Origin of the sequence: Jannaschia seohaensis (genome assembly GCF_900116765.1) — a bacterium.
Classification (GTDB): Bacteria; Pseudomonadota; Alphaproteobacteria; order Rhodobacterales; family Rhodobacteraceae; genus Jannaschia; species Jannaschia seohaensis.
In genome coordinates, this window is sequence record NZ_UETC01000017.1 from 64,275 (window position 1) to 88,882 (window position 24,608).

A 24,608-nucleotide genomic window follows, 5' to 3' on the forward strand; every position below is an offset into this window, starting at 1 on the left:
TGGTGCTAGATCAGCACCGATGTCCAGTCCCGCCTCTCACCGGCCAGCCGGCCCGCCCTTGATCCTGCTGGTGGCGCTGGCGGTGGGGTCGATCCTGACGCTCAACGTCGTGTTGCCCTCCCTGGGAAATCTCGCCGCCGCCTTCGACCTGGGCTTCGGCACGGCGAGCCTGGTGATCTCCGCCTACATCCTGACAACGGCGGTCCTGCAGCTGATCGTCGGCCCGCTCTCGGACATTTGGGGGCGACGGCCGATGATCTTGGGCTCGCTCGCCGTGTTCGTCCTGGCCTCGCTGGGCTGCGCCCTGGCCACCGATTTCGTGGTCTTCATGGCCTTCCGGATCCTGCAAGCCGCGGTCATCACCGCCAATGTCCTATCCCGCGCCATCATCCGCGACACCTCTCCGCCCGAGGAGGCCGCCGCGCGGCTGGGCACGATGGGTATGGCCTTCGCCCTGGGCCCGATGCTGGCGCCGATGATCGGCGGCGTGCTGGACTCGGTCTTGGGCTGGCGGGCGAATTTCTGGGCCTTCACCCTTCTTGGCGTGGTCCTGCTGATCTGGAGCGCGCGGGCCCTGCCCGAGACGGCCCCGCTGCAGGGCGGAGGCGTCCTGGCGCAGATCCGAGCCTACCCGTCGCTGCTGCGCGATGGAACCTTCTGGTCCTACACGTTCTGCATGGGGCTTTCGGTCGGGGTCTTCTTCGCCTTCCTGACAGCGGCCGCCGCCCTGGGCACCGAGGTCTGGGGCATGTCGGAGGCGGTGCTGGGCCTCTGCCTCGGCGCGCCGCCACTGGGGTTTCTGCTCGGCAACTTCCTGACGACACGGCTGAGCCGGCGGATGCCCGGGGCGCGCCTGATCCTTGGGGGCCGCCTCGTCACCCTGCTCGGGATGGTCGGCGCCGCCACGACCTGGGCGCTGGGGGTGGCGGGGCCGGTCGCCTTCTTCGTCTGGATGCCGCTGGTGGGCGTCGGCAACGGCCTGACCTTCCCGTCGGCGACGGTGGGGGCGATGGCGGTTCCGGCCCGGCTGACCGGTGCGGCGGCGGGGCTCTCGGGGGCGATGGTGCTCGGCGTGGCGGCGGCGACCACGGCGACGACGGGCGCGGTCCTGGGCCACCCGCCCAGCCCGGGGCTCGCGCTGGCGCTGCTGGGCGGGCTGGCGCTGGCGGCGCTGCTGGCCGGGCTGCCGGCGGTGCGGCGGGACTGGGACGGGATCGTGCGGGCCTCTTGAGGCGTCGCCGTCAAGGTCTTACGTTACTGTCAGACCGTTCAAAGGACCTGTCCCATGTTCGCCATTCCCGGCCAGCCCCCCGTCACCGTGACCGATGCCGCCGCCGCGCAGATCGCCCGGCTGATGGCCAAGCAGGACGCCGCGGGCCTCCGCATCGGCGTCAAGAAGGGCGGCTGCGCGGGCATGGAATACACCATGGATTACGTCCCCGAGGTGGAGCCGAACGACGAGGTGGTCGAGGTCGCCGGCGGCGCCCGGGTCATCATCGCCCCCATGGCGCAGATGTTCCTGTTCGGGACCGAGATCGATTACGAGACCTCGCTGCTCGAGTCGGGCTTCAAATTCCGCAACCCCAACGTGGTCGATGCCTGCGGCTGCGGCGAGTCGATCAAGTTCGACGAGAAGCTGGGCACGGCTTCCTGATCATCTGCTGACGGGCGTGATGCCCGGTCAGAGGCCTCGGACGCACGCCGGGGCCTTTTCGTTTCAACTCGATCCCCGGTCGCGCTAGACCCTCCCGCAAACAGGAGGGATCCCATGCCGCAGAAATACGCCGCCGGAAATTGGAAGATGAACGGTCTGGTCACCGACCTGACCGAGGTGCTGGAGATCGACAAGGGCGTGGCCGATCTGGCCTGCCAGACGGTGATCTGCCTGCCCGCGACGCTGATCTACGCCGCCGATGGAGACCCCCGCCAGACCGTCGAGATCGGCGGGCAATACTGCCACCCCGCCGCCTCCGGCGCCCATACCGGCGATATCTCCGCCGAGATGCTGGCCGAGGCGGGCGCCTCCTACGTCATCACCGGCCATTCGGAGCGCCGCACCGATCACGGCGAGACCGACGCGGATGTGCGCGCCCAGACCGAGGCGGCCTGGCGCGCCGGGCTGGTCGCGATCCTCTGCATCGGCGAGACGCTGGACCAGCGCGAGGCGGGCGAGACGCTCTCGGTGCTGATGTCCCAGATCGACGGATCGCTGCCCGAGGGCGCGACCGCCGAGAATACGATCCTGGCCTATGAGCCCGTCTGGGCGATCGGCACCGGCAAGGTCGCCACGCCCGATCAGGTGGCCGAGGTCCACGACGCGCTGCGCGAGAAGCTCGGCCCGGAGATGTCGCTGCTCTATGGCGGGTCGGTCAAGGCGGCGAACGCGGCCGAGCTCTTCGCGCTGACGAATGTGGACGGCGCGCTGGTCGGCGGGGCCTCGCTCAAGGCCGCCGATTTCGTGCCCATCGCAAAGGCCCTGTCGGAATCCTGATAAGGGCGGCGGGGTCAACCCCGCCCTACCTCCCGTAGGGCGGGGATTTCCCCGCCCCTCCCCCATGCTGGCGCGGCCAGAGCCAAACACGCGGCGGCCCCGCCGCCCGCCGCTGCCCTTTCAAGCGTCGCAACCGGCGCCCGAGCTGCCCGCCACTCGGACAGTCCGCTGAATCAAAGATCCTTTGCGGCCTCAACCTGCCCGCGCCGGACAGCATCGACCCGGACCGAGCTTGGTGAATCAGCCCCGAAGCCGCAGCCGACGCCCCGACAGGATCCTGGCGGTATTCCCGCCGCCGGTCCAAGACCAGCCGCGTCACGGCGCCTTGACGCCTCGCCTCCGGCGCGTCACGCCCCACTCCATGCGCCGCCTGTCTCAATCCCCGACCGACCCCGCCTTCGTCCAGGACCCGTATCCGTTCTACGACCGCCTCCGCGCCGCCGGCCCTCTGGTCTGGTGGGACGAATACGACATGCCCGTCGCCGCCTCCCATGCCGTCGTCTCGGCCCTGCTTCGCGACCGCCGCCTCGGACGAGAGGATCCGAACCCGCCCCCGCGTCCAGCCCACCAAGCCGGGTTCTGGGGAGTGGAGGATCACTCCATGCTGGAGCTGGAGCCACCGCGCCACACCCGCCTGCGCGCCTCGGTCCTCCGCGCCTTCACCTCCCGCCGCGTCGCGGCGCTGGCGCCCGGAATCGAAGCGCTCTCCAATGAGCTGGTCGACGCCTTCCCCGACGGTCCCTTCGATCTGCTCGACGCCTTCGCACGCCCCCTGCCCGTCCGCGTCATCGCCCAGCTTCTCGGCGTGCCCGAGCGGGACGCGCCGCGCCTGCTGGCCTGGTCCAACGCGATGGTCGGCATGTATCAGGCGGGCCGCGATCACGCAGCGGAGGTCGCCGCCGCAGACGCCGCGACGGCCTTCACCGCCTACCTGGAGCACGTCTTCACCGACGCGCCGGACGGGCTGATCGCCGACCTGCTCCGCGTCGAGGCCGAGGGCGGATTGACCCGTGCCGAGCTGACGACGACCTGCATCCTTTTGCTGAACGCCGGCCACGAGGCGACCGTGCATACGCTGGGCAACGGCGTCGCGGGTTTGGTGGCGGCCGGGCTCTGGGGCCGGACGGTCGATGACGCGCTGGTGGAGGAGGTGCTGCGCCACGACCCGCCCCTGCATCTCTTCACCCGCTACGCGCAGCAGGACGTGGAGATCCACGGCCATCTGCTGAAACGCGGGGAACGGGTCGGCCTGCTGCTGGGCGCGGCCAATCGCGACCCGGTGCCTTACCCGGAGCCCGCCCGCTTCGACCCCACGCGATTTCCCGATGCGCCGGCCGCCACGAGCTTCGGCGCGGGGCTCCATTTCTGCCTCGGCGCGCCGCTGGCCCGGCTGGAGCTGCGCATAGGGCTGGGCGCCCTGGCATCGCGCTGCCCGGGCCTGCGCCTGGCCGAGCCGCCACGATACGCGGACATCTACCACTTCCATGGCTTGGCGAAGCTGAGCGTGACCCGCGACTGAACAGCACGACAGTTGCGTCTTGGAGAGACTGAAAGACTGCCATGCGCCCGTCGATCGCCGCCTAACGCGCCCGGCCCACCCTGACGCAAGAGACGGGAAGTTCGCCCAACGTCGCGGCCGACAGCCCCTGTTGCATCGCCGAAGTGGGGTCGTTGCCTAAGCCCACGCCATCGAGAACGTCCTGATTGGGATCATTCCCCTGGACACCCCCGACCGGGACGAGAGAGCATCCGAGCCGTTCGGAGACCCGGTGCCCGGCTGGGTCTTCGCCCCATGGGTCATCGGCGGCGATGGTATCTTATGGCGGATCTGCGGCGGTGTAGATGGATGCTCGCCATCGCGTCGCGCGGCTTGCTGAAGAGGGCATCAGCGGCCGCGCCGCAGCAGATCAACCGATGATCCGGGCCTCGGCCGGCCCGCGGGGGGGGCGAGAAGACATCACCTGCAAAGAAACGGACTGCGACCGAGAGGATGACGCTGCCGGAGTTGGCGCAGGCTCCGGAAGGTGCCACGGGCGTCGCGGCCGTGCCCGCCGCCCTCGGCCGGGCGCGGCGACGATGGGGCTTCAGGGGCGAAGAGACCCGCCAACCGCCCCCGCCCCCGGCCCCCCATCGGCCCCGGATCCAGCGCCGCCCGCGCCAAGCATCGGACGAGGACATGGAGCCGCGGCGACCCGCGAAGGTCCCGGCACGGCTTTCATGGGCCAAGGTCAGCATCCGGCGCGTCAGATTGCGGGCGGGGGCCCATCGTCTGGTCATTGAGGACAGCGAGACGTGCGCGCGCCACCGGTTCGCGGATCCTGCAGGTCACCGTGAAGACCGACCCGACCCGCGCCCGGGGTCGGGTACCGGTGCCTCTTCCTTCCCGCTGACAGCCCGAATTCCCCCAACGATATGCTCGTGGCCAAGCCCAAGGCTCCCCTGCGAAAGATCGGCGCAAGCCCCCGCGAAAGCCGCCCTAAAGCCATCGGAACCCTTTGTCCGAAGATGCGAGGCCCGCGTACCCTATCGGCGCCGTCCGGCTTATCCGCGCGAAGGAAGGCGCGCGATCTTGCACCGCAGCGCCCCCTGTTCGACCCTGACGCATCCCCAGTTGGAGACCGACCGTGATGACCCGCTTCCTCCTTGCCATGCTTCTGCTCCTCGCCCCGCCCGCCCTGGCGCAGGGCAATGGTGGTTGCCCGCCCGGCCTCGCCAAGAAGAGCCCGGCCTGCGTGCCGCCCGGACAGGCGAAGAAGGCGGGCTATGCCGTGGGCGACCGCTACGAGGGAGCCTGGGACACCGTTCGACGGGATCGCTACGGCCTGCCGCCGCTGGCCGAAGGCGAGGCCTATGTCCGGGTCGGAGACCGCATCCTGCGGCTCGACCGGGAGGAGCGGATCATCCTCGACGTCGTGCAGCTGATGCTGGAGTGAGTGGCGTAGGGCGGGGTTAACCCCGCCCTACCTATTCCGCCGCGACCCGGCGCGCCCCGAGGAGCGGCTTGAGATAGCGGCCGGTGTGGCTGCCCTCGACCTCGGCGATCTGTTCGGGGGTGCCCGTCGCCACGATCTCGCCGCCGCCATCGCCCCCCTCCGGGCCGACATCGATGATGTGGTCGGCGGTCTTCACGACATCCAGGTTGTGCTCGATCACGACGACCGTGTTGCCCTGGTCCACCAGCTCGTGCAGCACCTCCAGGAGCTTGCGCACATCCTCGAAATGCAGGCCCGTGGTCGGCTCATCCAGGATATAGAGCGTCCGGCCCGTCGACCGCTTCGACAGCTCCTTCGAGAGCTTCACCCGCTGCGCCTCGCCCCCGGACAGCGTCGTCGCCTGTTGCCCGACCTTGATATAGCCCAGGCCCACGCGCATCAGCGCGTCCATCTTCTCACGGATCGAGGGCACCGCCTTGAAGAATTCCTGCGCGTCCTCGACCGTCATGTCGAGCACGTCGGCGATGCTCTTGCCCTTGAACTTGATCTCCAGCGTCTCGCGGTTGTAGCGCGCGCCCTTGCAGGTCTCGCATTCGACATAGACGTCGGGCAGGAAGTGCATCTCGATCTTGATGACCCCATCACCCTGGCACGCCTCGCAGCGTCCGCCCTTGACGTTGAAACTGAAGCGGCCCGGCTTGTAACCCCGCGTCTTGGCTTCGGGCAGACCGGCGAACCAGTCGCGGATGGGCGTGAAGGCGCCGACATAGGTGGCGGGGTTCGAGCGGGGCGTGCGGCCGATGGGCCGCTGGTCGATATCGATCACCTTGTCGAGATGCTCCAAGCCCTTAACGGTCTCGCAAGGCGCGGGCGTCTGGCGGGCGCCGTTGAGCTTCATCGAGGCGGTCTTGAACAGTGTCTCGATGGTCAGCGTGGACTTGCCGCCGCCCGACACGCCGGTCACGGCGACGAACTTGCCCAGCGGGTAATCGACCGTCACACCCTTGAGGTTGTTGCCCGTGGCCTTGACCACGGTGAGCTTCTTCTTGTTGCCCTTCCGTCGCTTGCCGGGCACCGCGATCTCCTTGCGGCCGGCCAGGTAGTCGCCGGTGATGGAGGCCGGGTTGGCGGCCAGCTCCGAGGGCACGCCATGGGCGACCACCGTGCCGCCATGGATGCCCGCGCCCGGGCCGATATCGAACACGTAGTCGGCCTCGCGGATGGCCTCCTCGTCATGCTCGACGACGATCACGGTGTTGCCCTGGTCGCGCAGCCCCTTGAGCGAGGTCAGCAGCCGGTCGTTGTCGCGCTGGTGCAGGCCGATCGAGGGCTCGTCCAGCACGTAGAGCACGCCGGTCAGGCCCGAGCCGATCTGCGAGGCCAGCCGGATGCGCTGACTCTCCCCGCCCGAGAGCGTCCCGGCGTTCCGGCTCAGCGTGAGATATTGCAGGCCGACATTGTTGAGAAAGCCCAACCGCTCGCGGATCTCCTTTAGGATCGCCCGCGCGATCTCGTTATTCTGCTTCGAGAGCTGCCCCGGCACCGCCTCGACCCAGTCCAGCGCCTCGCGGATCGACATCTGGACGACCTCGCCCACATGCAGCAGCCCCGCCTCGCGCGAGCCGATCTTGACCGCCAGCGCCTCGGGCCGCAGGCGGAAGCCGTTGCAGGCGCCGCAGGGGCGGTTGTTCTGGTAGCGCTCGAACTCCTCGCGGACCCAGGCCGAGTCGGTCTCGCGGTAGCGCCGCTCCATGTTGGGGATCACGCCCTCGAAAACGCGGGACACCTCGTAGATGCGGCCGCCCTCGTCATAGCGGAACTTGATCTTCTCCTCGCCCGAGCCGCGCAGAAAGACCTGCTGGATCTTGGGATCCAGATCCTTCCACGGCGTTTTCGGGTCGAAGCCGTAATGCTTGGCGATGCTCTGGATCGTCTGGGTGAAATAGGGCGACTTGCCCTTGTTCCAGGGCGCCAGCGCCCCCTTGACCAGGGTCAGGGTCGTGTCCGGCACCACCAGTCGCTCGTCAAAGAACAGCTCGTGCCCCAGCCCGTCGCATTTCGGACAAGCCCCGAAGGGCGCGTTGAAGGAGAACAGGCGCGGCTCGATCTCGGGGATGGTGAAGCCGCTGACGGGACAGGCGAATTTCTCGCTGAACGTGTGGCGCTCCGGCTCGCCCTCCTTGGGCGCGGTCTCCAGGATGGCGATGCCGTCGGCGAGGTCGAGCGCGGTGCGGAAGCTGTCGGCCAGCCGCGTCTCCAACCCCTCGCGCACGACGATCCGATCGACAACCACGTCGATATCATGGCGGAATTTCTTGTCGAGGGTGGGCGGCTCGTCGAGGTCGTGAAACTCACCGTCCACCTTGACCCGCTGGAAGCCCTGCTTCCTGAGCTCCAACATCTCCTTGCGATACTCACCTTTGCGGTCGCGCACGATGGGCGCCAGCAGATAGCCGCGCGTCCCCTCCGGCAGGGCCATGACGCGGTCGACCATGTCCTGGACCTGCTGGGCCTGGATCGGCTCCCCGGTCTCGGGCGAATAGGGCGTGCCCGCGCGGGCAAAGAGCAGGCGCAGGTAATCGTAGATCTCGGTGACGGTGCCGACGGTCGAGCGGGGGTTCTTCGAGGTCGTCTTCTGTTCAATGGAAATGGCGGGAGAGAGGCCGGAGATGTGGTCCACATCCGGCTTCTGCATCATGTCGAGGAACTGGCGCGCATAGGCGCTGAGGCTTTCGACATAGCGGCGCTGCCCCTCGGCATAGATCGTGTCGAAGGCCAGCGAGGATTTGCCCGAGCCCGAGAGCCCGGTGATGACGACCAGCTGATCGCGCGGAATGTCCACGTCGACGCCCTTGAGGTTGTGCTCCCGCGCGCCGCGGACCTCGATGAACTTCTGCTCGGCCATGCTCTGCCCCCGATGATCCCAAGGTCTGTTACGTAGGAAACCCGCGCCCGGAGGCAATCCGTCCCACCTGATTCCCCTCAGGAACAATTGTGGAACGCTTAGCACCGTCGCAGGCTGGGGACCAGCCGCTCGACCCGGCGCAGGCGCCCTCGGTTCGCGGAGGCGGCGGGGGTATGGCCGCCGCCCCCGCGCTCTTCGCCACGGATCAGCCGCTTATCGCCGATTGCAGCCGGTCCGGAGGATGATCCGGCGGGGCAGCTCGGGACGACCGACCACCGGCCGGGACTCCCCGCCCAAAGCCCCCCGCGTGCAGGATCTGCGACATGGTGCCTCGGGCCTTTGCGGCACCGGCGCGACGGCTCGGCCCCGGCCGGCACGGATCACCCTCCCGCGACGAGATCCCCCGGAGGCGGGCGCATGCGATGGGCCCGCCCCCCGGCCCAAATCGCCAGAGCGCCGCCCAAGCAGGCCGCCGCGACGAAGAGGACGAGCAACGGACCCGCCCCCGCCCCGACCCAGACCCAAGCCAGCACCGGCGTCCCGGTGACTGTTCCCAGGTTGCCCAGCTGCGCGATGGCGCCCGTCGCGCGCACCCGCCCCCCCTCGGTCGCGTTCCAGGCCGGAATCGCGGCGAAACTCGCCCCCGGCACCAGGCCCATCGCCGCGAAGGACAGCTCCACCCCGCCGGGCAGCCCGGCCAGCGCCAGCGCCGCGCCCAGCGCCGTGCCGCCATAGCCCAGCAAAGCCACATGATGCGGCGCGATCCGGCGGCAGAGCGCGCCCCCCGCCAGGGTCGAGGCCAGCGTCACCAGCGGCAGAACCGTCGCCAGACCCGGCCGCCCGAGCGCGTCCGGCAGCAAGGCCACCCCGGCCACGAAGAGAAACGTGTAGCAGAAAAAGCCCAAGCCCGGCGCCATGGCCCGGATCGAGCCATAGATCTCGCGATGTACCGTCACCGGGTTTAGCCGGAGCGGCGACACCGGCCCCCGCGGCACTCGGCGCCAGAGCGCCACGGCGAGCAGAAGCAGGAGTGCTCCGTGCCCCGCGAAGAGCATGGGCAGTCCCCCGGCCGCGAGGACCGAGGGGAAAAGCTGCGCCGAAATCACCAGCGACGCGCCGAAGAAGACCGCCCAAAGCCCCATCACGAGCGGCCGGTCCCGGTCGCTGGCCGCCGCCGCCATCAGCGGTGGCCCGCCCACGACCAGCCCCAGATGCGCCAGCCCCTCGACGGCCCGGCTGACAGCGAAGGCGCCGAAGCCCGGCATCGCGGCCTGGAGCAGCGACATCGCGCCTCCGAGCACGAGCCCCCCCAGAAACACGCGGCCCGCCCCCAAGCTGGCCGATATGCCCCCGGCCATCGGCCCCAGCACAAGGCCCATCACACCGACCATCGACACGAGAAAGGCCACCCCGGTCACCGGCCGCCCGAAGGCGTCGGCGACCTCGGGCAGGGTCAGCGCGATCTTGCCGAACTGTGCAGCCGCCAGCAGGCCGCCCAGGAAGACGAGGCCGACGAGGTTCCAGGAGGTGCGTTCCATGCGATCCCCCATGACAGGCATTGCCCCGTTTGGCGACCGGCAGGGGGGCGCAGGCATCAAGCAGATGGCGCACCGAGAAACGCAGGCATATCCGACTGACGGCATCGCCCGGCAGGACCGTGCGCCTCCGGCGGGGATATTTTTACAGGGAAGAAGGCAAGGTGGGATCCGGTCCAGCCCGTCGCGCCTGCCCGCATCACGGGTTTACAAATACTCACGGCGCCCCGGACCCGGCGCGCGTGCCGGTCCTTCGTGGCGCAGCCCGTCGAGGCGGGGGTCCGGGGGGCGTCCCCCGGCCCCTCCGCCGGGCGCGATCAGAAGTGGATTGCGCGCCCGTCAGCGTCGAGCACCGATTCGTGCATCATCTCCGACAGGGTCGGGTGCGGGAAGACGGTGTGGGCAAGATCTTCCTCGGTGGTCTCCAGCTGGCGTCCCACGACATAGCCCTGGATCAGCTCGGTGACTTCAGCGCCGACCATGTGGGCTCCCAAGAGTTCGCCCGTCTTCTTGTCGAAGATCGTCTTCACCATGCCCTCCGGCTCGCCCAGGGCGATGGCCTTGCCGTTGCCGATGAAGGGGAAGTGGCCGACCTTGATGTCGTAGCCCGCTTCCTTGGCCTTGGCCTCGGTCAAGCCGACGCTGGCGACCTGTGGATGGCAATAGGTGCAGCCCGCGATGCTCTCGGGCCGGACGGGATGGACGTCGTTCTTTCCCGCGATCAGCTCGGCCACCATCACGCCCTCATGCGACGCCTTGTGCGCGAGCCACGGCGCGCCCGCGATGTCGCCGATGGCGTAGAGGCCTTCGACCCCGGTGCGGCAGTATTCGTCGACCACGACATGGGAGCGGTCGATCTTCACCCCGGCCTCTTCCAGGCCCAGCCCCTCGACATTGCCGACGATGCCGACGGCCGAGATCACCGTGTCGAACTCGTGCTCGGCGGCCTTACCGTTCGACTCGATGGTGGCGACCACCTTGTCCTTCTGGCGGTCGAGCGACTTGACGACGGCCTTTTGCAGGATGGTCATGCCCTGCTTCTCGAACTGCTTCTTGGCGAACTTGGAGATCTCCTCGTCCTCCACCGGAAGGATGCGGTCCATCACCTCGACCACGGTCGTCTCGGCGCCGAGCGTGTTGTAGAAGCTGGCGAACTCGATCCCGATCGCGCCGGAGCCGATGACCAGCAGCTTCTTGGGCATGTGCGGCGGCTGGAGCGCATGCTTGTAGTTCCAGACCCGTTCGCCATCGGCCTCCAGGCCCGGCAGGTTGCGGGCGCGGGCGCCGGTGGCGACGACGATGTTCTTGGCGGTCAGTTCCTCGGTGCCCTTGTCGGTCTTGACCGAGACCTTGCCCTTCCCGGCCAGCTTCGCCTCGCCCATGATCGAGGTCACCTTGTTCTTCTTGAACAGGTGCCCGATGCCGCCCGACAGCTGCTTGGCCACGCCGCGCGAGCGCTTGACCACCGCGTCCAGGTCGTAGCCGATCCCGTCGGCCTTCAGCCCGAACTCCTTGGCGCGGTGCATCAGGTGGAACACCTCGGAAGAGCGCAGCATCGCCTTGGTCGGGATGCAGCCCCAGTTGAGGCAGATGCCGCCGAGATGCTCGCGTTCGATGCAGGCGACCGAAAGGCCCAGCTGCGCGGCGCGAATGGCAGCGACGTAGCCGCCGGGGCCGGCGCCGATCACGATCATGTCGTAGGATTTGGCCATGAGGGGTCTCCGGTGAATGGGTCGTTCAACGCTAAACTATCTTCTGACCCGCCCGGGGGGAACCCCGGCGCCCTGTCGCAGCGTCATGGCCGGAATGCGCCCGGCGCGGTCTCAGGCGCCGGGCGAGGTCCAGCGGACCCAGCCGATGAAGAGCGTGGCCGCCGCGACCAGCGCGGCGACATCACTCACCGGAAGAAGCCAGATGGGTAGGCCGGTCGATGTCACGATCAGCTTGGCGACGGCCGCCAGAACCAGAATGGCGACCGAGACATGGGCGGTGCGGGAATGGGTGAGATAGGTCGGTTTCATGAGGCGCCTCTCCTGTCTCCGCCCCCAATGCCCTAGGCGGCCGTTGGCTTTCCGGCCTCCTCCGCCGCCTGCAATTCGCGGAGCACGGCCCCATAGCCGCCCGCCTCGAGCATCTCGGCCTCCCGCCTGCTGTTGCGCCGGGCGAGGGCGGCGTTGCGATAGGGGAAACGGCCGTAGCGGCGGATCATCTCGCGATGGGTGCGCGCATGCAGAAGGGTCAATGGCGAGTCGAGCCGCATGAATATGAGCCGCACGGCGCGCGCCTGGTCCGGCAGGCTCTCGGAATGCTCGAGCGGCAGGTAGAAGAATTGCCGTCCGAGCCCCTCGACCTTCAGGTCGAAGCCCCGGCCGATCGCCTGGGCGGCCACGGCGCGGGCCAGCCTGTCCGTCGCGAAGGCCCGAGCCTCCCCGCGGAACATGTTGCGCGGGAATTGATCGGTCAGGATCAGATAGGCCAGCGTCCCGCGCGGCGTGATGCACCAGGGGCGCAGGTCCGTGGCCTGCTCCCAGAGATCCAGGAACCGGTCGCGAATCTCCTGGTCCAAAGCGTCGCTGCCGACATACCAGCCCTTGGGCTCCGTCTCCTCCAACCAGAACCGGAGGACCTCCTCCGCTCGACTGTCCATCTCCGTCTCCGTCCTTTCAGGCCGCTTCTTCTTTCTCGTTGGCGATCTGCTCTTCCCACTCGTCGACGATGGTCGTCATCATGACCGGGGTCGCGCCGGTGCCGGCGATCGGCACGTAGGGCGCGGACTCCTCGATCTCGACCGCCTTGCGGCGCGTCATCCGCCACAGCGCATAGGCGGCGAGCAACGCCATCTGCACGCCGGTGAAGACCCAGAAGCCTCCCGGCCCGATCTTGCCCATCAGCCAGCCCGTCACCAGCGGCCCGCCAATCGCGCCGACCCCGTTGACGAAGAGCAGCTGGGCAGAGGCAGAGGCCATGTCCTCGGTCCCCAGGAAGTCGTTGGTATAGGCCAGCAGCAGGGCATAGAGCGGGTTCGCCATGCCGCCGACCAAAAAGGCCGCGGCCAGCATGCCCTGGTATCCGCCGAGCCCCGAGACGCCCAGCAGACAGGCCAGGGCCCCCAGCACCGCGCAGGCCACGACCAATTGCCGCCGATCCACCCGGTCCGACAGCCAGCCGATCGGATATTGCAGCAGCATCCCGCCCGCATAGATCGACGACGCCAGAAGCGCGATCTGACCGGGGGAGAGTCCCTCCAGCGCGCCGTAGACGCCCGCCATGCCGAAGAGGCCAGAGAACACCGCCCCCAGCAGGAAGATGCCGACGAAGCCCAGGGGCGAGACCCGGTAGAGCTGGCGGAAGGACATCGCCTTGGCCGTCTCGAAAGGCGGCACCGGCGTGGCCGACAGCAGGATCGGCGCGAAGGCCAGGCTGACCAGGACCGAGACGGTGATGAAAAGCTCGTATTCGGCCGCATCGCCCAGCGTGAAGAGCGCCTGCGCCGCCACGATCCCCACCATCTGCGCGATCAGGTAGAGCGACAGCGCGCGCCCCCGCGTCTCGTTGGTCGTGGTGTTGTTGAGCCAGCTCTCGGCGACGATGTAGACGCCGCAGAAGCAGAACCCCAAGAGCAGGCGCAGCACCGTCCAGGCGATGGGATCGACCAGCGCCGGATAGAGGATCAGCCCCGCGCTGGCCAGCGAGCCCAGCGCGGCGAAGACCCGCACATGGCCGACCCGCTTGATCATCGACGGGACGAGTTGCGATCCCAGCAGGAAGCCCGCGAAATAGGACGACATGACCACCGACATCGCGCCGGTGGAGAACCCTTCCAGCTCGCCCCGCACGCCCAACAGCGTGCCCTGGATGCCATTGCCCAGCATCAACAGGGTGATCCCCAAGAGCAGCGCCCAGGAATTGCGCAGAACGGACAGCATCGGAGACCTCGTGCATCGGAAATCCGGGTCGCGCCTACGCCCGTCGATCCGATCCGTCCATCCCGTTTCCGACATCGGCGCGAAGCTGTGAAGACCGGCGCCCGACGCGCCCACCATCGGAAGGGTGCGCGCCGCTTTATGCCCCGTTGGGCAGCAGCAGCGACGCATCCCCGTAGCTGAAGAACCTATAGCGCTCCCGCACGGCATGCGCGTAGGCCGCCAGCATCCGGTCGCGCCCCATCATCGCCGAGACAAGCATCAGCAAGGTGCTCTGCGGCAGGTGAAAGTTGGTGATCAGACCGTCCGCCGCCCGAAAGGTGAAGCCGGGATAGATGAAGATGTCGGTCTCGCCGCGGAACGGCGCGATGGCCCCGCCGCGCGCGGCCGTCTCGATCAGGCGCAGGGCGGTGGTGCCGACCGGAATGACGCGTCCCCCTTCGGCCTTGGTCCGGGCGATGGCCTCCGCCACCTCAGGGTCGATATTGCCCCATTCGGCATGCATCCGGTGGGTGGTCACATCCTCGACCTTGACCGGCAGGAAGGTGCCCGCGCCCACATGCAAGGTCACCTCCGAGAAGGCCACGCCGCGCGCCCGCAGCGCCTCGAGCAGGGGGGCATCGAAATGCAGGCTGGCCGTGGGAGCCGCGACCGCACCCGAATGGCGGGCCCAGATCGACTGGTAATCCTCCCGGTCGCGGGCGTCGGGCGGGCGCTTGGCGGCGATATAGGGCGGCAGCGGCATCTGCCCGGCCGCGTCGAGCGCCGCTTGCAGCGCCTCGCCCTCCCCGTCGAAGGCCAGCACGACTTCGGTCTCGTCCTTGCCCGCCACGCGCGCGGTCAGCCCGTGGGAGAACTCGATCCGGTCCCCCTCGCGCAGCTTGCGCAGCGGCTTGCCCAGCGCGCGCCACGCGCCGTCAGGGCGCGCCTCCAGCAGGGTGAACTCGCAGCGCGCCCGGCCCGACCCGTCGCGCGTCTCTCGCACCCGCTCCCCGTCGAGCCGGGCGGGGATGACCTTGGTATCGTTCAGGATCAGCCGGTCACCGGGCCGCAGCCACCGGGTCAGGTCGGTCACGCGGGCATCGGTCGTCCGGTCGGGCTGCACCACCATCATCCGCGCCGAGGAGCGGGGCGCGGCGGGGCGCGTGGCGATCAGGTCGTCGGGCAGGTCGAAATCGAAATCGGTGAGCTTCATGCGCGCCCTTTACTCTCCCGGCGGGGGCCTGCGAAAGATCTCACGGAACACGCCGGGCGTGAGGATCGAGAGGGGATTGACCTCCACCTCAGGCGTCTCGGCCCGGCCGCGCAGGCGGTAGGTGAAGCCGAAAAGCCCCTCGTCGCGCCGCGAGAAGAACGCGCCGAAGAGGCCGTTCACCAGATAGATCGGCGACACCACCCCCTCCAGGTCCATGGTCTTGGCGGCGAGGTCATACGTCCCGTCGGCGGTGATCGACATGCTGGGACCGACGGCGCTGGCCCGGCGCACGACGATATCGCCGGGCCGCAAGGTGAAATCGCTCTCGACCGTGGTGAAGGCCAGACCTTCGCCGGTCAGCTGCTCCAGGATGCCCACGACGGACAGGGTTTGCAGCAGCGAGGCCAGCGCGGGCGCGTTGCGCACCCGCAGGTCGGCGATCCGCAGCGCGCCGTCATATACGCCCTGCTGCCCGGTCGGTCGGAGCGTCAATTGCAGCCGCCCGCCCCGCGCATCCCGGAACAGCCCCGCCGATCGCAGCACGCCGCCCGCGTCGCCGCCCTGCACCTGTAGCGCTGTGCCGCCTTGCTGGGGGGCCAGCACACCCTCGATCGCGGTGCCGCCGTTAATCGCGGCGGTGAACTCCCCGGCCCCGCCGCGCAGGTTGGCGCGCAGGCCGGTCAGGGCGATGCCCTCGGTGATCGTCAGCCGGTCCAGGGCGATGTCCAGCGGGCTGCCCTCACCGCCGCCTCCGTCCCCGCCGACCAGCAGCGCCCGCCGCAGGTCGGCCTCCCCGCCGCCGATCGAGATCCGCGGCGATGCGTCCGCGCCGCGGCCGGTCAGGGTCAGAGGCCCGCGGAACCAGCCCGTGTCCACGGCCTGGAACTGCGCCTGATCCAGGCCACCGCCCGGTCGCAGCGACACCCGCCCCGACGCGGACAGGCCGGGCGCGTCGAGCGCGACCCGCGTGACCTCGGGCGCGCTGCCGAGCACTGCGTCGAGGGCGAAAGCCGCCGCCCGCCCGGCCGGCTTCGACCAGGAGATCGCGGGCAGGCCCACCGCCAGCCCGGTCAGGTCCGATGTGAGCGACAGCCGCGGCGGCGCGCCGGGCTCCAGCGTCACCTCCAGCTGCGCGGCCGTGCGCCCCGACAGATCGAAGGCGCCCAGATCGATCCCGAGCCGCGCCAAATCTTCCGGCGCGACCCGCGCCGTGCCCGCCACTCGCCCCGGCCCGGCCGGCGGGCCCGGAGGTCCGGGCGGCGCGCCCGGCACGATCGGCTCGGTGCTGCGCGGGGGCAGCGGCTGGCGCCAGCTGCCCTCGAAGGGGATGCCCTCGAAAGTCATGGCGCCGCCGATCTCGACCGCCTCGGGATCGGCGGTCATGGTCAGCATCTGCGCGGCCAGACGGCGGCCCGGCACCACCTTGTCGCTTTCTACGTCCCGCAGGATTGCACGCACGGACCAGTCGATATCGGCGGGCGCATTGCCATCGCGCAGCGGCAGGGCGACCCGGACCACCGCCTCGCCGCGCCCAGTGGCCAGGCTCCGGTCCCGGCTCACGCGCTCCAACAGGCGCAGCGGGCGGTTGTCTAACAAGGTGAGGATGTCGCCGATCTCGCCCCCCGCGCGCATCTCAAACTCGGCGCGCAGGGGCTGCTCAGTGGCATCCAGGATGACGAAATCCGCACTGGCGATGAGCAGGCGGGGCGTCTCGGCGGTCACGTCCACGTCGGGACCGCGCGCGGGGATCGCGGCGGCATCGACCCGCATCGCCAGGCGGCGGCCATCGAATTGCGCGGCGCCGCTCGCCTGCTCAGCGGGCGGCATATGGCGCATGAAGCGGACCTGTCCCTCGCGATAGGCGAAGCTGGCCTGAACGTCCGGCGGACGGCCGGGGGCGAAGCGCAGCGCGCCGACCGCGTCGGTCGCGGTGCCGCCGATCATGTTGGTCACGAACCAACGCCGCGCGCCCGGGCGCAGATCGGGCGGCCAGAGCGCCTTGAGATCTTCCACCGGCATCTCGGGGACCTCCAGGCGCACCCCGCCCTCAAGCCCGCCCGGCGCAAAGGCCACGCGGCCCGACAGCCGCGCCGTGCCGGAGGGTCCGGTCAGCATGGCCTGACCGATGCGCAGCGCCAGAGGCGTCTGGGTCAACCGGGCCGTGATCACGCCCTGATCGAAGGCGACACGGCGCTCGAAAACCCCCTCGGGGTCCAGCACAGTCTCGCCCAGGCGCAATTGCAGCTGCACCGGCCCGGTCGCCCCGTCCTCCAGGATGACCTGCCCCGCGCCGCGCAGCGACAGCTCGGGCGAGCCCGCCGCGATCTCCGACAGCATGATCCGGTCGCTGCCCGGCTCCCAGTCCAGCGCCAGCGTCGCACGGTCCAGACGCAGGTCGGGCCGATCCACCAGAATCGCGTCGCGCAGCTCCGCCCGACCGGAAAGCGGACCCAGCCGCCCATCGGCACCGATCTCGCCGCCGGCGCGCAACGACACCTCGCCTCGCGCGAGGCGCAACGCGGGAACGCCCGGCAGGATTTCGGCCAGATACCCCAGCGGAAGGCCGTCCAAGGACGCCTCCGCCGTCGCCCGCTCCCCGCGCGTCAGCCGCAGGGACAGGCCCGCCGCTCGGCCCGGCCCCACCGGCAGGCGCGTGTCGAGCGTCAACGCGACGGCCGCCCCGTCGCGCCGCAGCGCCAGCGTGCCGTCAGTGACGTCCTGCGCGAGCCCGGTGATCGCATCGCTCAGCCGCAGGGTGATCCCCGAGACACGCACACTGTCCAGCTCCGCGATGGCGGGCGCGGCGAGGGCCGCATCCAGCAGCGCCAGCGCCTCCGCCGGGTCGCGCGGCAGCGCGCCGCCGCCCGCGCCGAGTTGCAGCGAGAACCGTCCCTCCGCATCCCGCGCGACGTTCAGGGCCAGCCCGGCGAGGTCCACCTCCCGGGGGCGCACCCGCCCGCGCAGAAGGTTGGCCCCGTCCACCGTCACCCGCGCCTCGGGCAGCGTCACCAACGCCGCGCCGTCCCGCGCCAAGGCCAGATCGAAAGCGCCCAGCCGCAGCGCCCGCGCCGCGCCGTCCCAGGCCAGGGCGATCTCGCCGATCTCCAGCGTGGCCGGGGCCAGCCCCCGCTCCGCCCGCGCCTCGACCTGCGCGACCATCCAAGCCGGAAGCGCGATCGGCCCCCGGGTCAGGCGGTAAGCGGTGCCCCCTGCAAGACCGACGACAACCACCGCCAGCACCAGCAAGAGCCGGGCCAGCAGGAGGATCGGTCGTCTGAGGGATAGCGGCATCGCGGTTCCGGTTCGGGCCAGTTCATCTTGACCTGGGGTGGGTCGGGTTCCAAGTCCACCGCCATCAGCGTTCAACGCATCACCGCACCGGAGAGAGCCATGTCAGAGATCACCGCAGGCAGCCCTGCCCCCGACTTCACCCTGCCCCGCGACGGCGGCGGCACCGTCTCTCTGGCGGAGCTGAAGGGGAAACAGGTCGTGCTCTACTTCTACCCGCGCGACGACACGCCGGGCTGCACCAAGGAAGCCATCGCCTTCACCGGGCTCGGGGCCGAGTTCGAAGCGGCGGGCGCGGTGGTCATCGGCGTCTCCAAGGACACCGTCGCCAAGCATGACAAGTTCATCGCCAAGCACGAGCTGGGCGTGATCCTGGCCTCGGACGCCGAGGGGACGACCTGCGAGGATTACGGCGTCTGGGTCGAAAAGAACATGTATGGCAAGACGAGCATGGGGATCGAGCGGGCGACCTTCCTGATCGGCCCGGACGGCACCGTCCAGCAGGTCTGGCGCAAGGTGAAGGTGCCGGGCCATGCCGAGGCCGTGCTCGAAGCGGTGAAAGGGTGAGGCCGGAGGCCGCGCCGGCATGACGCCCCTCGCTCAAATGGCGGCGGAGGTCCTGACCACCGCCGACCCGCGCGCCAAGACCGACCTGTCGCGCCGCCACGCCGCCGCCTGGCTGGCCGCGCGCGCCGAGGGCGTCCTCCCCGAGATCGGCACGGCCGAGCCGCCGGATCGCCCCGCACGCCCGGACCGGCCGGAGCTGCTCCATCCAAGGGACGTGCCCCGGCGCAAGCCGGGCACCCCGGCCGGGCGCATCGCATTGCTGCATGCGGTCGCCCATATCGAGCTCAACGCCGTCGACCTGCATTGGGACGTCATCGCCCGATTCGCCCATATCCCCATGCCGCCCGGTTTCTATGACGACTGGGTGCGGGCCGCAGACGACGAATCGAAGCATTGGGGCCTGATGGCCGACTGCCTGGAGGCGGAGGGCAGCCATTATGGCGCCCTGCCCGCCCATGCCGGCATGTGGCGCGCCGCCGAGGACACGGCGCAGGATCTGATGGCCCGTCTCGCGGTCGTGCCCATGGTGCTGGAGGCCCGGGGCCTCGACGTCACCCCCGGCATGATCGACATCTTCCGCCGCGCCAAGGCCGAGCAGGCCGTTGCCGCCCTGGAAACGATCTATGCTGAGGAAGTGAGCCATGTTGCCTATGGGTCCAAGTGGTTCCACTTCCTCTGCGGCCGTCACGATCTCGACCCGAAGGACGTCTTTCACGACCTCGTCCGGCGCCATTTTCACGGCGCCCTCAAGCCACCGTTCAACGAAGAGAAGCGTGCGGAAGCCGGGCTGCCGCCGGATTTCTACTGGCCCTTGACCGAGTCCGCCTGACCACAGCCCCGAGACGGATCGGCGAGAATCTGCGCAAATCCCGCGCGACTCCGCCGGTTCCGTGACCGCTGCTTGTTCGACCCCGCCCCGCATGTCACAGACAGCGGCGCATGGACGTGGGGGACATCACGCCGTGCTCTTGGGGAACGGGTTCGCCGGGCCGCCTCACGGCCCCGCAGAGCGGACGAGACTTAACGGGGAAACAGTCTTGAAGCAGCGCTTGATGGACAAGCTGAACGCGCGACTAGAGCGCGTCCTGCCAGAAAAACGACTCTTCCTGAAATCCGACGACAGCACACGATTCGTGCGCCTTCGCCCGGCCACGCAGGCGGGCATCCTGACCGGAGGCGCGCTGGTTCTGGGCTGGACCGCGGTCGTCACGGCCTTCTTCCTGATCGGCGCGATCAGTTCCAACTCGTCGCGCGAGCAGGCCGCCAACGCCCAGGCCGCCTACGAAGCCCGCCTCGGTGCGCTGGCCTCCGAACGGGACGCGCGCGCGCGGGACGCCGAAGAGGCGCTGGCTCGCTTCTACACCGCCCTCGACGAAGTTTCTAAGATGCAGGAGGAGTTGCTCGCCTCCGAGCAGCGGACCCGCGAGTTGGAGACCGGGATCGAGGTGATCCAGCGGACCCTGCGGCGCACCATCTCCGAGCGGGACGAGGCGCGCGACGCCGTGGTCGCGGCTCTGGACAAGCTGGAAGACGCCCCCGAGGCGACCGCCCGGGCCGAGCGTCTGCATGCCGACGCGGCCGTGACCGCCGCGGCCCTCGCCTCGGCCCTCGACGACACCGCCAAGGAGCGGGACTCGGCCCGCGCGCTGGCCGCCGGCGCCGACGGTGAGATCGACCGTATGGAGGCCATGGCCGCGGCCATGACCGCGCGCAACGACCGCATCTTCCGCCGTCTGGAGGAGGCCGTGGAGGTCTCGCTGGAGCCGCTGGACAAAGTCTTCTCTCGCTCCGGCATCTCGACCGACGCCATCTTGGAGCAGGTCCGCCGTGGCTATTCCGGCCAGGGCGGCCCGCTCGAGCCGATCATCATCTCCACCCGCGGCGACCCGTCCGGCATCCCGGACGAGGACACGGCCCGCGCCAACCGCCTGCTGGACCGTCTGGAAGAGGTCGAACTCTACCGCATCGCCGCCGAGAGCCTCCCGCTCGCGCATCCCGTCCCCGGCCCGCATCGCCGCACCTCGGGCTTCGGCCCGCGCTGGGGCCGGATGCATTCGGGTCTCGATTTCGCCGGCCCCCGCGGATCCGTGATCGAAGCGACGGCAGAAGGCACGGTGACCCATGCGGGATGGCTCTCGGGCTATGGCAAGCTGGTCAAGATTCGACACCCGCTGGGCTTCGAGACGCGCTACGCCCACCTGAACTCCATCGACGTGACCGTCGGGCAAAGGGTCTCGCGCGGGCAGCGCATAGGTGGTATGGGAACCACCGGACGGTCGACTGGCGTGCATCTCCACTATGAGATCCGCCGGAACGGCAAGGCCCTGAACCCAGTCACCTTCTTGAACGCAGGCGCAGATGTTTTCTAAATCCAAGCTGAACCAGCCCGGCGGGGACGCCGACAAGCCCAAGCAGCCGGGCACGCCCGCAGGGGCCGCCCCGTCGCAACCTCCCTCGAAACCTGCCGGCATGGAGATGGGATCCGGCATGTCCGCGCCCAAGCCCAAGGTCGCCGCCTCGACCCTGTCGAACGACCTGACCATCAAGGGCGACATCACCACCACCGGTGACATCCAGGTCGAGGGCAATATCGAAGGCAATATCCACGCCCATCTGCTGACCGTCGGCGAAGCCGCCGTCGTCCGGGGCGAAGTCGTGGCAGACGACATCGTCGTCAATGGCCGCGTCGTGGGCCGGGTGCGTGGCCTGAAGGTGCGCCTGACCTCCACTGCCCGCGTCGAAGGCGATATTATCCACAAGACGATCGCCATCGAATCCGGCGCGCATTTCGAAGGCGCCGTCCAGCGCCAGGAAGACCCGCTCGGCGGGAAGTCCGGCGCCGGCGCAGCGCCCAAGCCCGAGGCGCCGAAGGGCTGAACCCCGCCCCGCTCTCGTGACCGGAGAAGACCGATCTCGGACCCCGCCCCTCCAATGGAGCGGGGTTCGTCGTCTTCCGGGCCTTGAAGGGCGCATCCCGTCTCCGCGCCGGTCGGAAGTGGTACTGACGACCATCGGCTCGCTCGGCGACCTCTATCCAGTCCTCTCGCTCGCCCGCGCGCTGGAAGCGCGGGGGATCGAGACGCGGCTGGCGCTTTCTCCCGACGATTGCGAGATGGCGCGGCGTTGGGGGCTGCTGGCGACTCCCATCGGCCCCTCCGAAGCGGAGGTCTGCGCGGCGCTCGGCCTGACCCGCGACGAGATCGCGGCTGCCGTGCTGAAGGATCCGGGCCCGCTGATCCGCGACGCGCTCATGCCGCTGCTGCCGGACATGGCGCGCGAGATCGCGGCGCTCTGCGATCGGGCGGGCTGCGTCGCGGGGACCACCTTCGCGCTGGGTGGGTCGCTGGCGGCGGAGATGACGGGCACGCCCTATGTCCCCCTGATCCTCCAGCCCTTCATGGCGCTCGCGCCGTCGGACCCGCCCAGAGGCGGCACCTTCCGCTATACGCGCCGCCCGGCCGAGGGCTGGGCGCTGGCGTGGAACCGCGCCTATCTCGGCCTCGCGCACCGCGTCCTGCGCTGGCGCCACGGGCGCGCGCTGACCCGAGTGCGCCGGGGCCTGGGCCTGCCGCCCCAACCGGGCACGCCACTTCTGGACCACGGGGCAGATGTCCCGCTCCGCCTGGGTCTCTGGTCGCCACGTTTCTCGCCCCTGCCCGCAGATGCCCCCCCGAAGCTGACGCTTGCGGGCTTCCCCCCGGCGCCCGAAGGCACGCTGCCGCCGGAGGTGCGCCGTTGGATCTCGGAAGGCCCTGCCCCGCTGGTCGTCACCCTCGGCTCCATCGCCCAGGGGCTGGGCCGGGACGATTTCTGGCAGGAGGCCGCCGCGATGGCCCGGACGATGGGTCTGCGCGCCGTGCTCCTCCACGGAGACGCGCCCGCGCCCGAAGGCCCAGACCTGCTGCCGCTGCGTTACGGCGCCCATGCGGAGCTCTTCCCCCAGGCCGCCGCCATCGTCCATCACGGCGGCATCGGGACCACGGCCGAGGCGCTTCGCTCCGGGCGGCCGCAACTTGTTCTTCCGGTCGGAGGGGATCAGCCCGACAACGCCGCGCGGCTGGAGCGGATGGGCGCGGCGGTGACCATGCCGGTGCTGCGCTTCACCGGCGCGGCGGGTGCGACACTGCTGAGCGACTTCCTGCAATCCTATCCCTGGGATGCCGCCGCCGATAGGGCACGCGCCCTGACCGAGGAAGACGGGGCCGCCATGGCGGCCCGGCTGCTCGAGTCCATCGTCCTGGAGCGGTGACTACCCGGCCGCGTCCGAGCGCGACTTGCCCGAAGCGTTCGATGCCAGCACCGAGGCCATCAACCCATCGAGATCGCCGTCCAGCACACCGCTCGTATCCGAGGTCTCGTAGCCCGTCCGTAGATCCTTCACCATCTGGTAGGGTTGCAGCACGTAAGACCGGATCTGATTGCCCCAGCCCGCATCGCCCTTGGCCTCATGGGCGGCGTTAATATCGGCGGTGCGCTTGTCCAGCTCCAACTGGTAGAGCCGCGATTTCAGGGCCTTCATCGCGATGTCGCGGTTCTGGTGCTGGGACTTTTCGGACGAGGTCGTCACGATCCCGGTCGGCAGGTGCGTAATCCGGACCGCCGAGTCGGTGGTGTTGACGTGCTGCCCACCCGCGCCCGAGGAGCGGTAGGTGTCGATGCGGATATCGGCCGGGTTCACCTCGATCTCGATATTGTCGTCGACGACCGGATAGACCCAGACCGAGGCGAAGGATGTCTCCCGCGTGCCCTTGCCGAAAGGCGAGATTCGGACCAGGCGGTGAACCCCGCTCTCGGATTTCAGCCAGCCATAGGCGTTCTTGCCGCTGATCTTGTATGCGGCGGATTTGATCCCCGCCTCCGACCCGGCCTCCTCCGATTGAAGCTCCGCGTCGAAGCCGCGGGACTTGGCCCAGCGGAGATACATGCGTTGCAGCATCTCGGCCCAGTCGCAGGCTTCGGTGCCGCCCGCGCCGGCGTTGATCTCCAGGAAGGTGTCGTTGCCATCCGCCTCGCCGTCGAGCAGCGCCTCGAGTTCCTTCTCGGCGGCCACGTCCACCAGCTTGGCGATGGCGGCCTCGGCATCGGCGACAACCTCCTGGTCGTCCTCCATCTCGCCCAGTTCGATCATCTCGGCATTGTCGGAGACGTCGCGCACCAGCGCTTCGATCCCCTCGATCCCGTCCATCAGGGCCTGCCGGTCGCGCATCAACTTCTGCGCCCGCGCCGGATCGTCCCAGAGAGTCGGATCCTCGATCATCGCATTGAACTCTTCCAGGCGATGCGCAGCCGTCTCCCAATCGATCCGCTGCTTGAGCAGCGCGATCGACTTCTCGATGGCCTCGATATTGTTCTGAACCTCGGCGCGCATCCCGCCCTCCTTTCGTCGCCCGTCCCTAGACTGCGGCGGGCGGCGCGGCAAGGCGGCGCGGTGCGGACCGTCCGTTTGCGCCCATGACGCCGCGCTAGCTTGTCAGAGGGCGAAAACGTGACGCGGAGACCGACAGGAGCGGCAAGGGCAACTCCGGGGGCGGGATCGACAAGGTCACGCTCGGCGCCGGCGCGTTAGCCATGCTAGCGCTGATCGGGATGATCTACTTCGCCCTCACCGGGCGAAGTCCCGAAGACCGCCTGACGACGGAGATCGCCGCCGCCGAGGCGGATATCGCGGAGCTTGCGGCTAAAGCGGCGGACCTTTACGTAGGCGCATAGCCTGCATGACGGAGGTAGTTCCGGCATTCGTCTGCGCTGAACATTCGACAGATCGAGCCGAT

At 69.5% G+C, this 24,608-nt stretch carries 20 protein-coding genes; 11 read left to right on the plus strand and 9 right to left on the minus strand.

Going from position 1 to position 24,608, the window contains the following annotated elements; all coding sequences use genetic code 11:
* Positions 1-19: 19 nt before the first annotated feature.
* The 5 genes from DTQ71_RS20995 (at position 20) to DTQ71_RS21015 (ending at position 5,424) form a co-directional block, all read left to right on the plus strand.
* Positions 20-1,231 (plus strand): MFS transporter, encoded by a 1,212-nt coding sequence (locus tag DTQ71_RS20995; protein ID WP_109566258.1) that lies wholly within the window; start codon positions 20-22, stop codon positions 1,229-1,231.
* Between the two features lie 54 nt (positions 1,232-1,285).
* A complete protein-coding gene (locus DTQ71_RS21000; protein ID WP_109566259.1) occupies positions 1,286-1,654 on the plus strand; it encodes a HesB/IscA family protein in 369 nt (122 codons plus the stop codon).
* A gap of 114 nt (positions 1,655-1,768) precedes the next feature.
* Positions 1,769-2,491 (plus strand): triose-phosphate isomerase, encoded by a 723-nt coding sequence (tpiA, locus tag DTQ71_RS21005; RefSeq protein WP_109566260.1) that lies wholly within the window; start codon positions 1,769-1,771, stop codon positions 2,489-2,491.
* A gap of 361 nt (positions 2,492-2,852) precedes the next feature.
* Positions 2,853-4,010 (plus strand): cytochrome P450, encoded by a 1,158-nt coding sequence (locus tag DTQ71_RS21010; RefSeq protein ID WP_109566261.1) that lies wholly within the window; start codon positions 2,853-2,855, stop codon positions 4,008-4,010.
* Positions 4,011-5,118: 1,108 nt separating this feature from the next.
* A complete protein-coding gene (locus DTQ71_RS21015) occupies positions 5,119-5,424 on the plus strand; it encodes an excinuclease ABC subunit A (protein ID WP_170125523.1) in 306 nt (101 codons plus the stop codon).
* A gap of 31 nt (positions 5,425-5,455) precedes the next feature.
* Here the strand turns inward: DTQ71_RS21015 and uvrA are convergent, their stop codons facing one another.
* The 8 genes from uvrA to DTQ71_RS21055 form a co-directional block, all read right to left on the minus strand.
* On the minus strand, positions 5,456-8,329 hold the full coding sequence (gene uvrA, locus DTQ71_RS21020) for an excinuclease ABC subunit UvrA (protein ID WP_109566262.1): 2,874 nt from the start codon (positions 8,327-8,329) through the stop codon (positions 5,456-5,458).
* A gap of 380 nt (positions 8,330-8,709) precedes the next feature.
* Positions 8,710-9,867 (minus strand): MFS transporter, encoded by a 1,158-nt coding sequence (locus tag DTQ71_RS21025; protein WP_170125524.1) that lies wholly within the window; start codon positions 9,865-9,867, stop codon positions 8,710-8,712.
* Between the two features lie 314 nt (positions 9,868-10,181).
* Positions 10,182-11,576, minus strand: a complete 1,395-nt coding sequence (lpdA, locus tag DTQ71_RS21030) for a dihydrolipoyl dehydrogenase (RefSeq protein WP_109566264.1) — start codon at positions 11,574-11,576, stop codon at positions 10,182-10,184.
* 111 nt (positions 11,577-11,687) lie between these two features.
* Positions 11,688-11,885, minus strand: coding sequence for a hypothetical protein (locus DTQ71_RS21035; RefSeq protein ID WP_109566265.1), 198 nt, complete (start codon positions 11,883-11,885; stop codon positions 11,688-11,690).
* Positions 11,886-11,917: 32 nt separating this feature from the next.
* Positions 11,918-12,511 carry a DUF924 family protein gene (locus DTQ71_RS21040; protein ID WP_109566266.1) on the minus strand — a complete coding sequence of 198 codons (594 nt, stop codon included), beginning with the start codon at positions 12,509-12,511 and terminating at the stop codon, positions 11,918-11,920.
* Between the two features lie 16 nt (positions 12,512-12,527).
* The gene (locus DTQ71_RS21045; RefSeq protein WP_109566267.1) at positions 12,528-13,790 is read right to left on the minus strand and encodes an MFS transporter; all 1,263 of its coding nucleotides are present in this window, start codon (positions 13,788-13,790) and stop codon (positions 12,528-12,530) included.
* Positions 13,791-13,926: 136 nt separating this feature from the next.
* Complete coding sequence (gene queA / locus DTQ71_RS21050; protein ID WP_109566268.1) at positions 13,927-14,982, minus strand: tRNA preQ1(34) S-adenosylmethionine ribosyltransferase-isomerase QueA; 1,056 nt, start codon at positions 14,980-14,982, stop codon at positions 13,927-13,929.
* A 9-nt stretch (positions 14,983-14,991) separates the two neighbouring features.
* Positions 14,992-18,273, minus strand: a complete 3,282-nt coding sequence (locus DTQ71_RS21055; protein WP_109566269.1) for an AsmA-like C-terminal region-containing protein — start codon at positions 18,271-18,273, stop codon at positions 14,992-14,994.
* A 99-nt stretch (positions 18,274-18,372) separates the two neighbouring features.
* Between DTQ71_RS21055 and DTQ71_RS21060 the strand changes: the two genes are divergently transcribed.
* From DTQ71_RS21060 to DTQ71_RS21080, 5 genes are all read left to right on the plus strand, one after another.
* Entirely contained in the window at positions 18,373-18,837 is a 465-nt protein-coding gene (locus DTQ71_RS21060; RefSeq protein ID WP_109566270.1) for a peroxiredoxin, read from the plus strand.
* Positions 18,838-18,856: 19 nt separating this feature from the next.
* Complete coding sequence (locus DTQ71_RS21065; RefSeq protein WP_109566271.1) at positions 18,857-19,666, plus strand: ferritin-like domain-containing protein; 810 nt, start codon at positions 18,857-18,859, stop codon at positions 19,664-19,666.
* Between the two features lie 223 nt (positions 19,667-19,889).
* Positions 19,890-21,206 carry a DUF5930 domain-containing protein gene (locus DTQ71_RS21070; RefSeq protein WP_109566280.1) on the plus strand — a complete coding sequence of 439 codons (1,317 nt, stop codon included), beginning with the start codon at positions 19,890-19,892 and terminating at the stop codon, positions 21,204-21,206.
* Complete coding sequence (locus tag DTQ71_RS21075; protein WP_109566272.1) at positions 21,196-21,714, plus strand: bactofilin family protein; 519 nt, start codon at positions 21,196-21,198, stop codon at positions 21,712-21,714. Before DTQ71_RS21070 ends, DTQ71_RS21075 begins: the two co-directional genes overlap by 11 nt.
* 118 nt (positions 21,715-21,832) lie before the next feature.
* The gene (locus tag DTQ71_RS21080) at positions 21,833-23,086 is read left to right on the plus strand and encodes a glycosyltransferase (RefSeq protein WP_109566273.1); all 1,254 of its coding nucleotides are present in this window, start codon (positions 21,833-21,835) and stop codon (positions 23,084-23,086) included.
* On the opposite strand, the gene prfB is transcribed toward DTQ71_RS21080, so the two are convergent.
* Complete coding sequence (gene prfB / locus DTQ71_RS21085; RefSeq protein ID WP_109566274.1) at positions 23,087-24,205, minus strand: peptide chain release factor 2; 1,119 nt, start codon at positions 24,203-24,205, stop codon at positions 23,087-23,089.
* A 200-nt stretch (positions 24,206-24,405) separates the two neighbouring features.
* Here prfB and DTQ71_RS23690 point away from each other — a divergent pair, with 200 nt between their 5' ends.
* Positions 24,406-24,546 carry a hypothetical protein gene (locus DTQ71_RS23690; RefSeq protein WP_170125525.1) on the plus strand — a complete coding sequence of 47 codons (141 nt, stop codon included), beginning with the start codon at positions 24,406-24,408 and terminating at the stop codon, positions 24,544-24,546.
* The last annotated feature ends 62 nt before the right edge of the window (positions 24,547-24,608 follow it).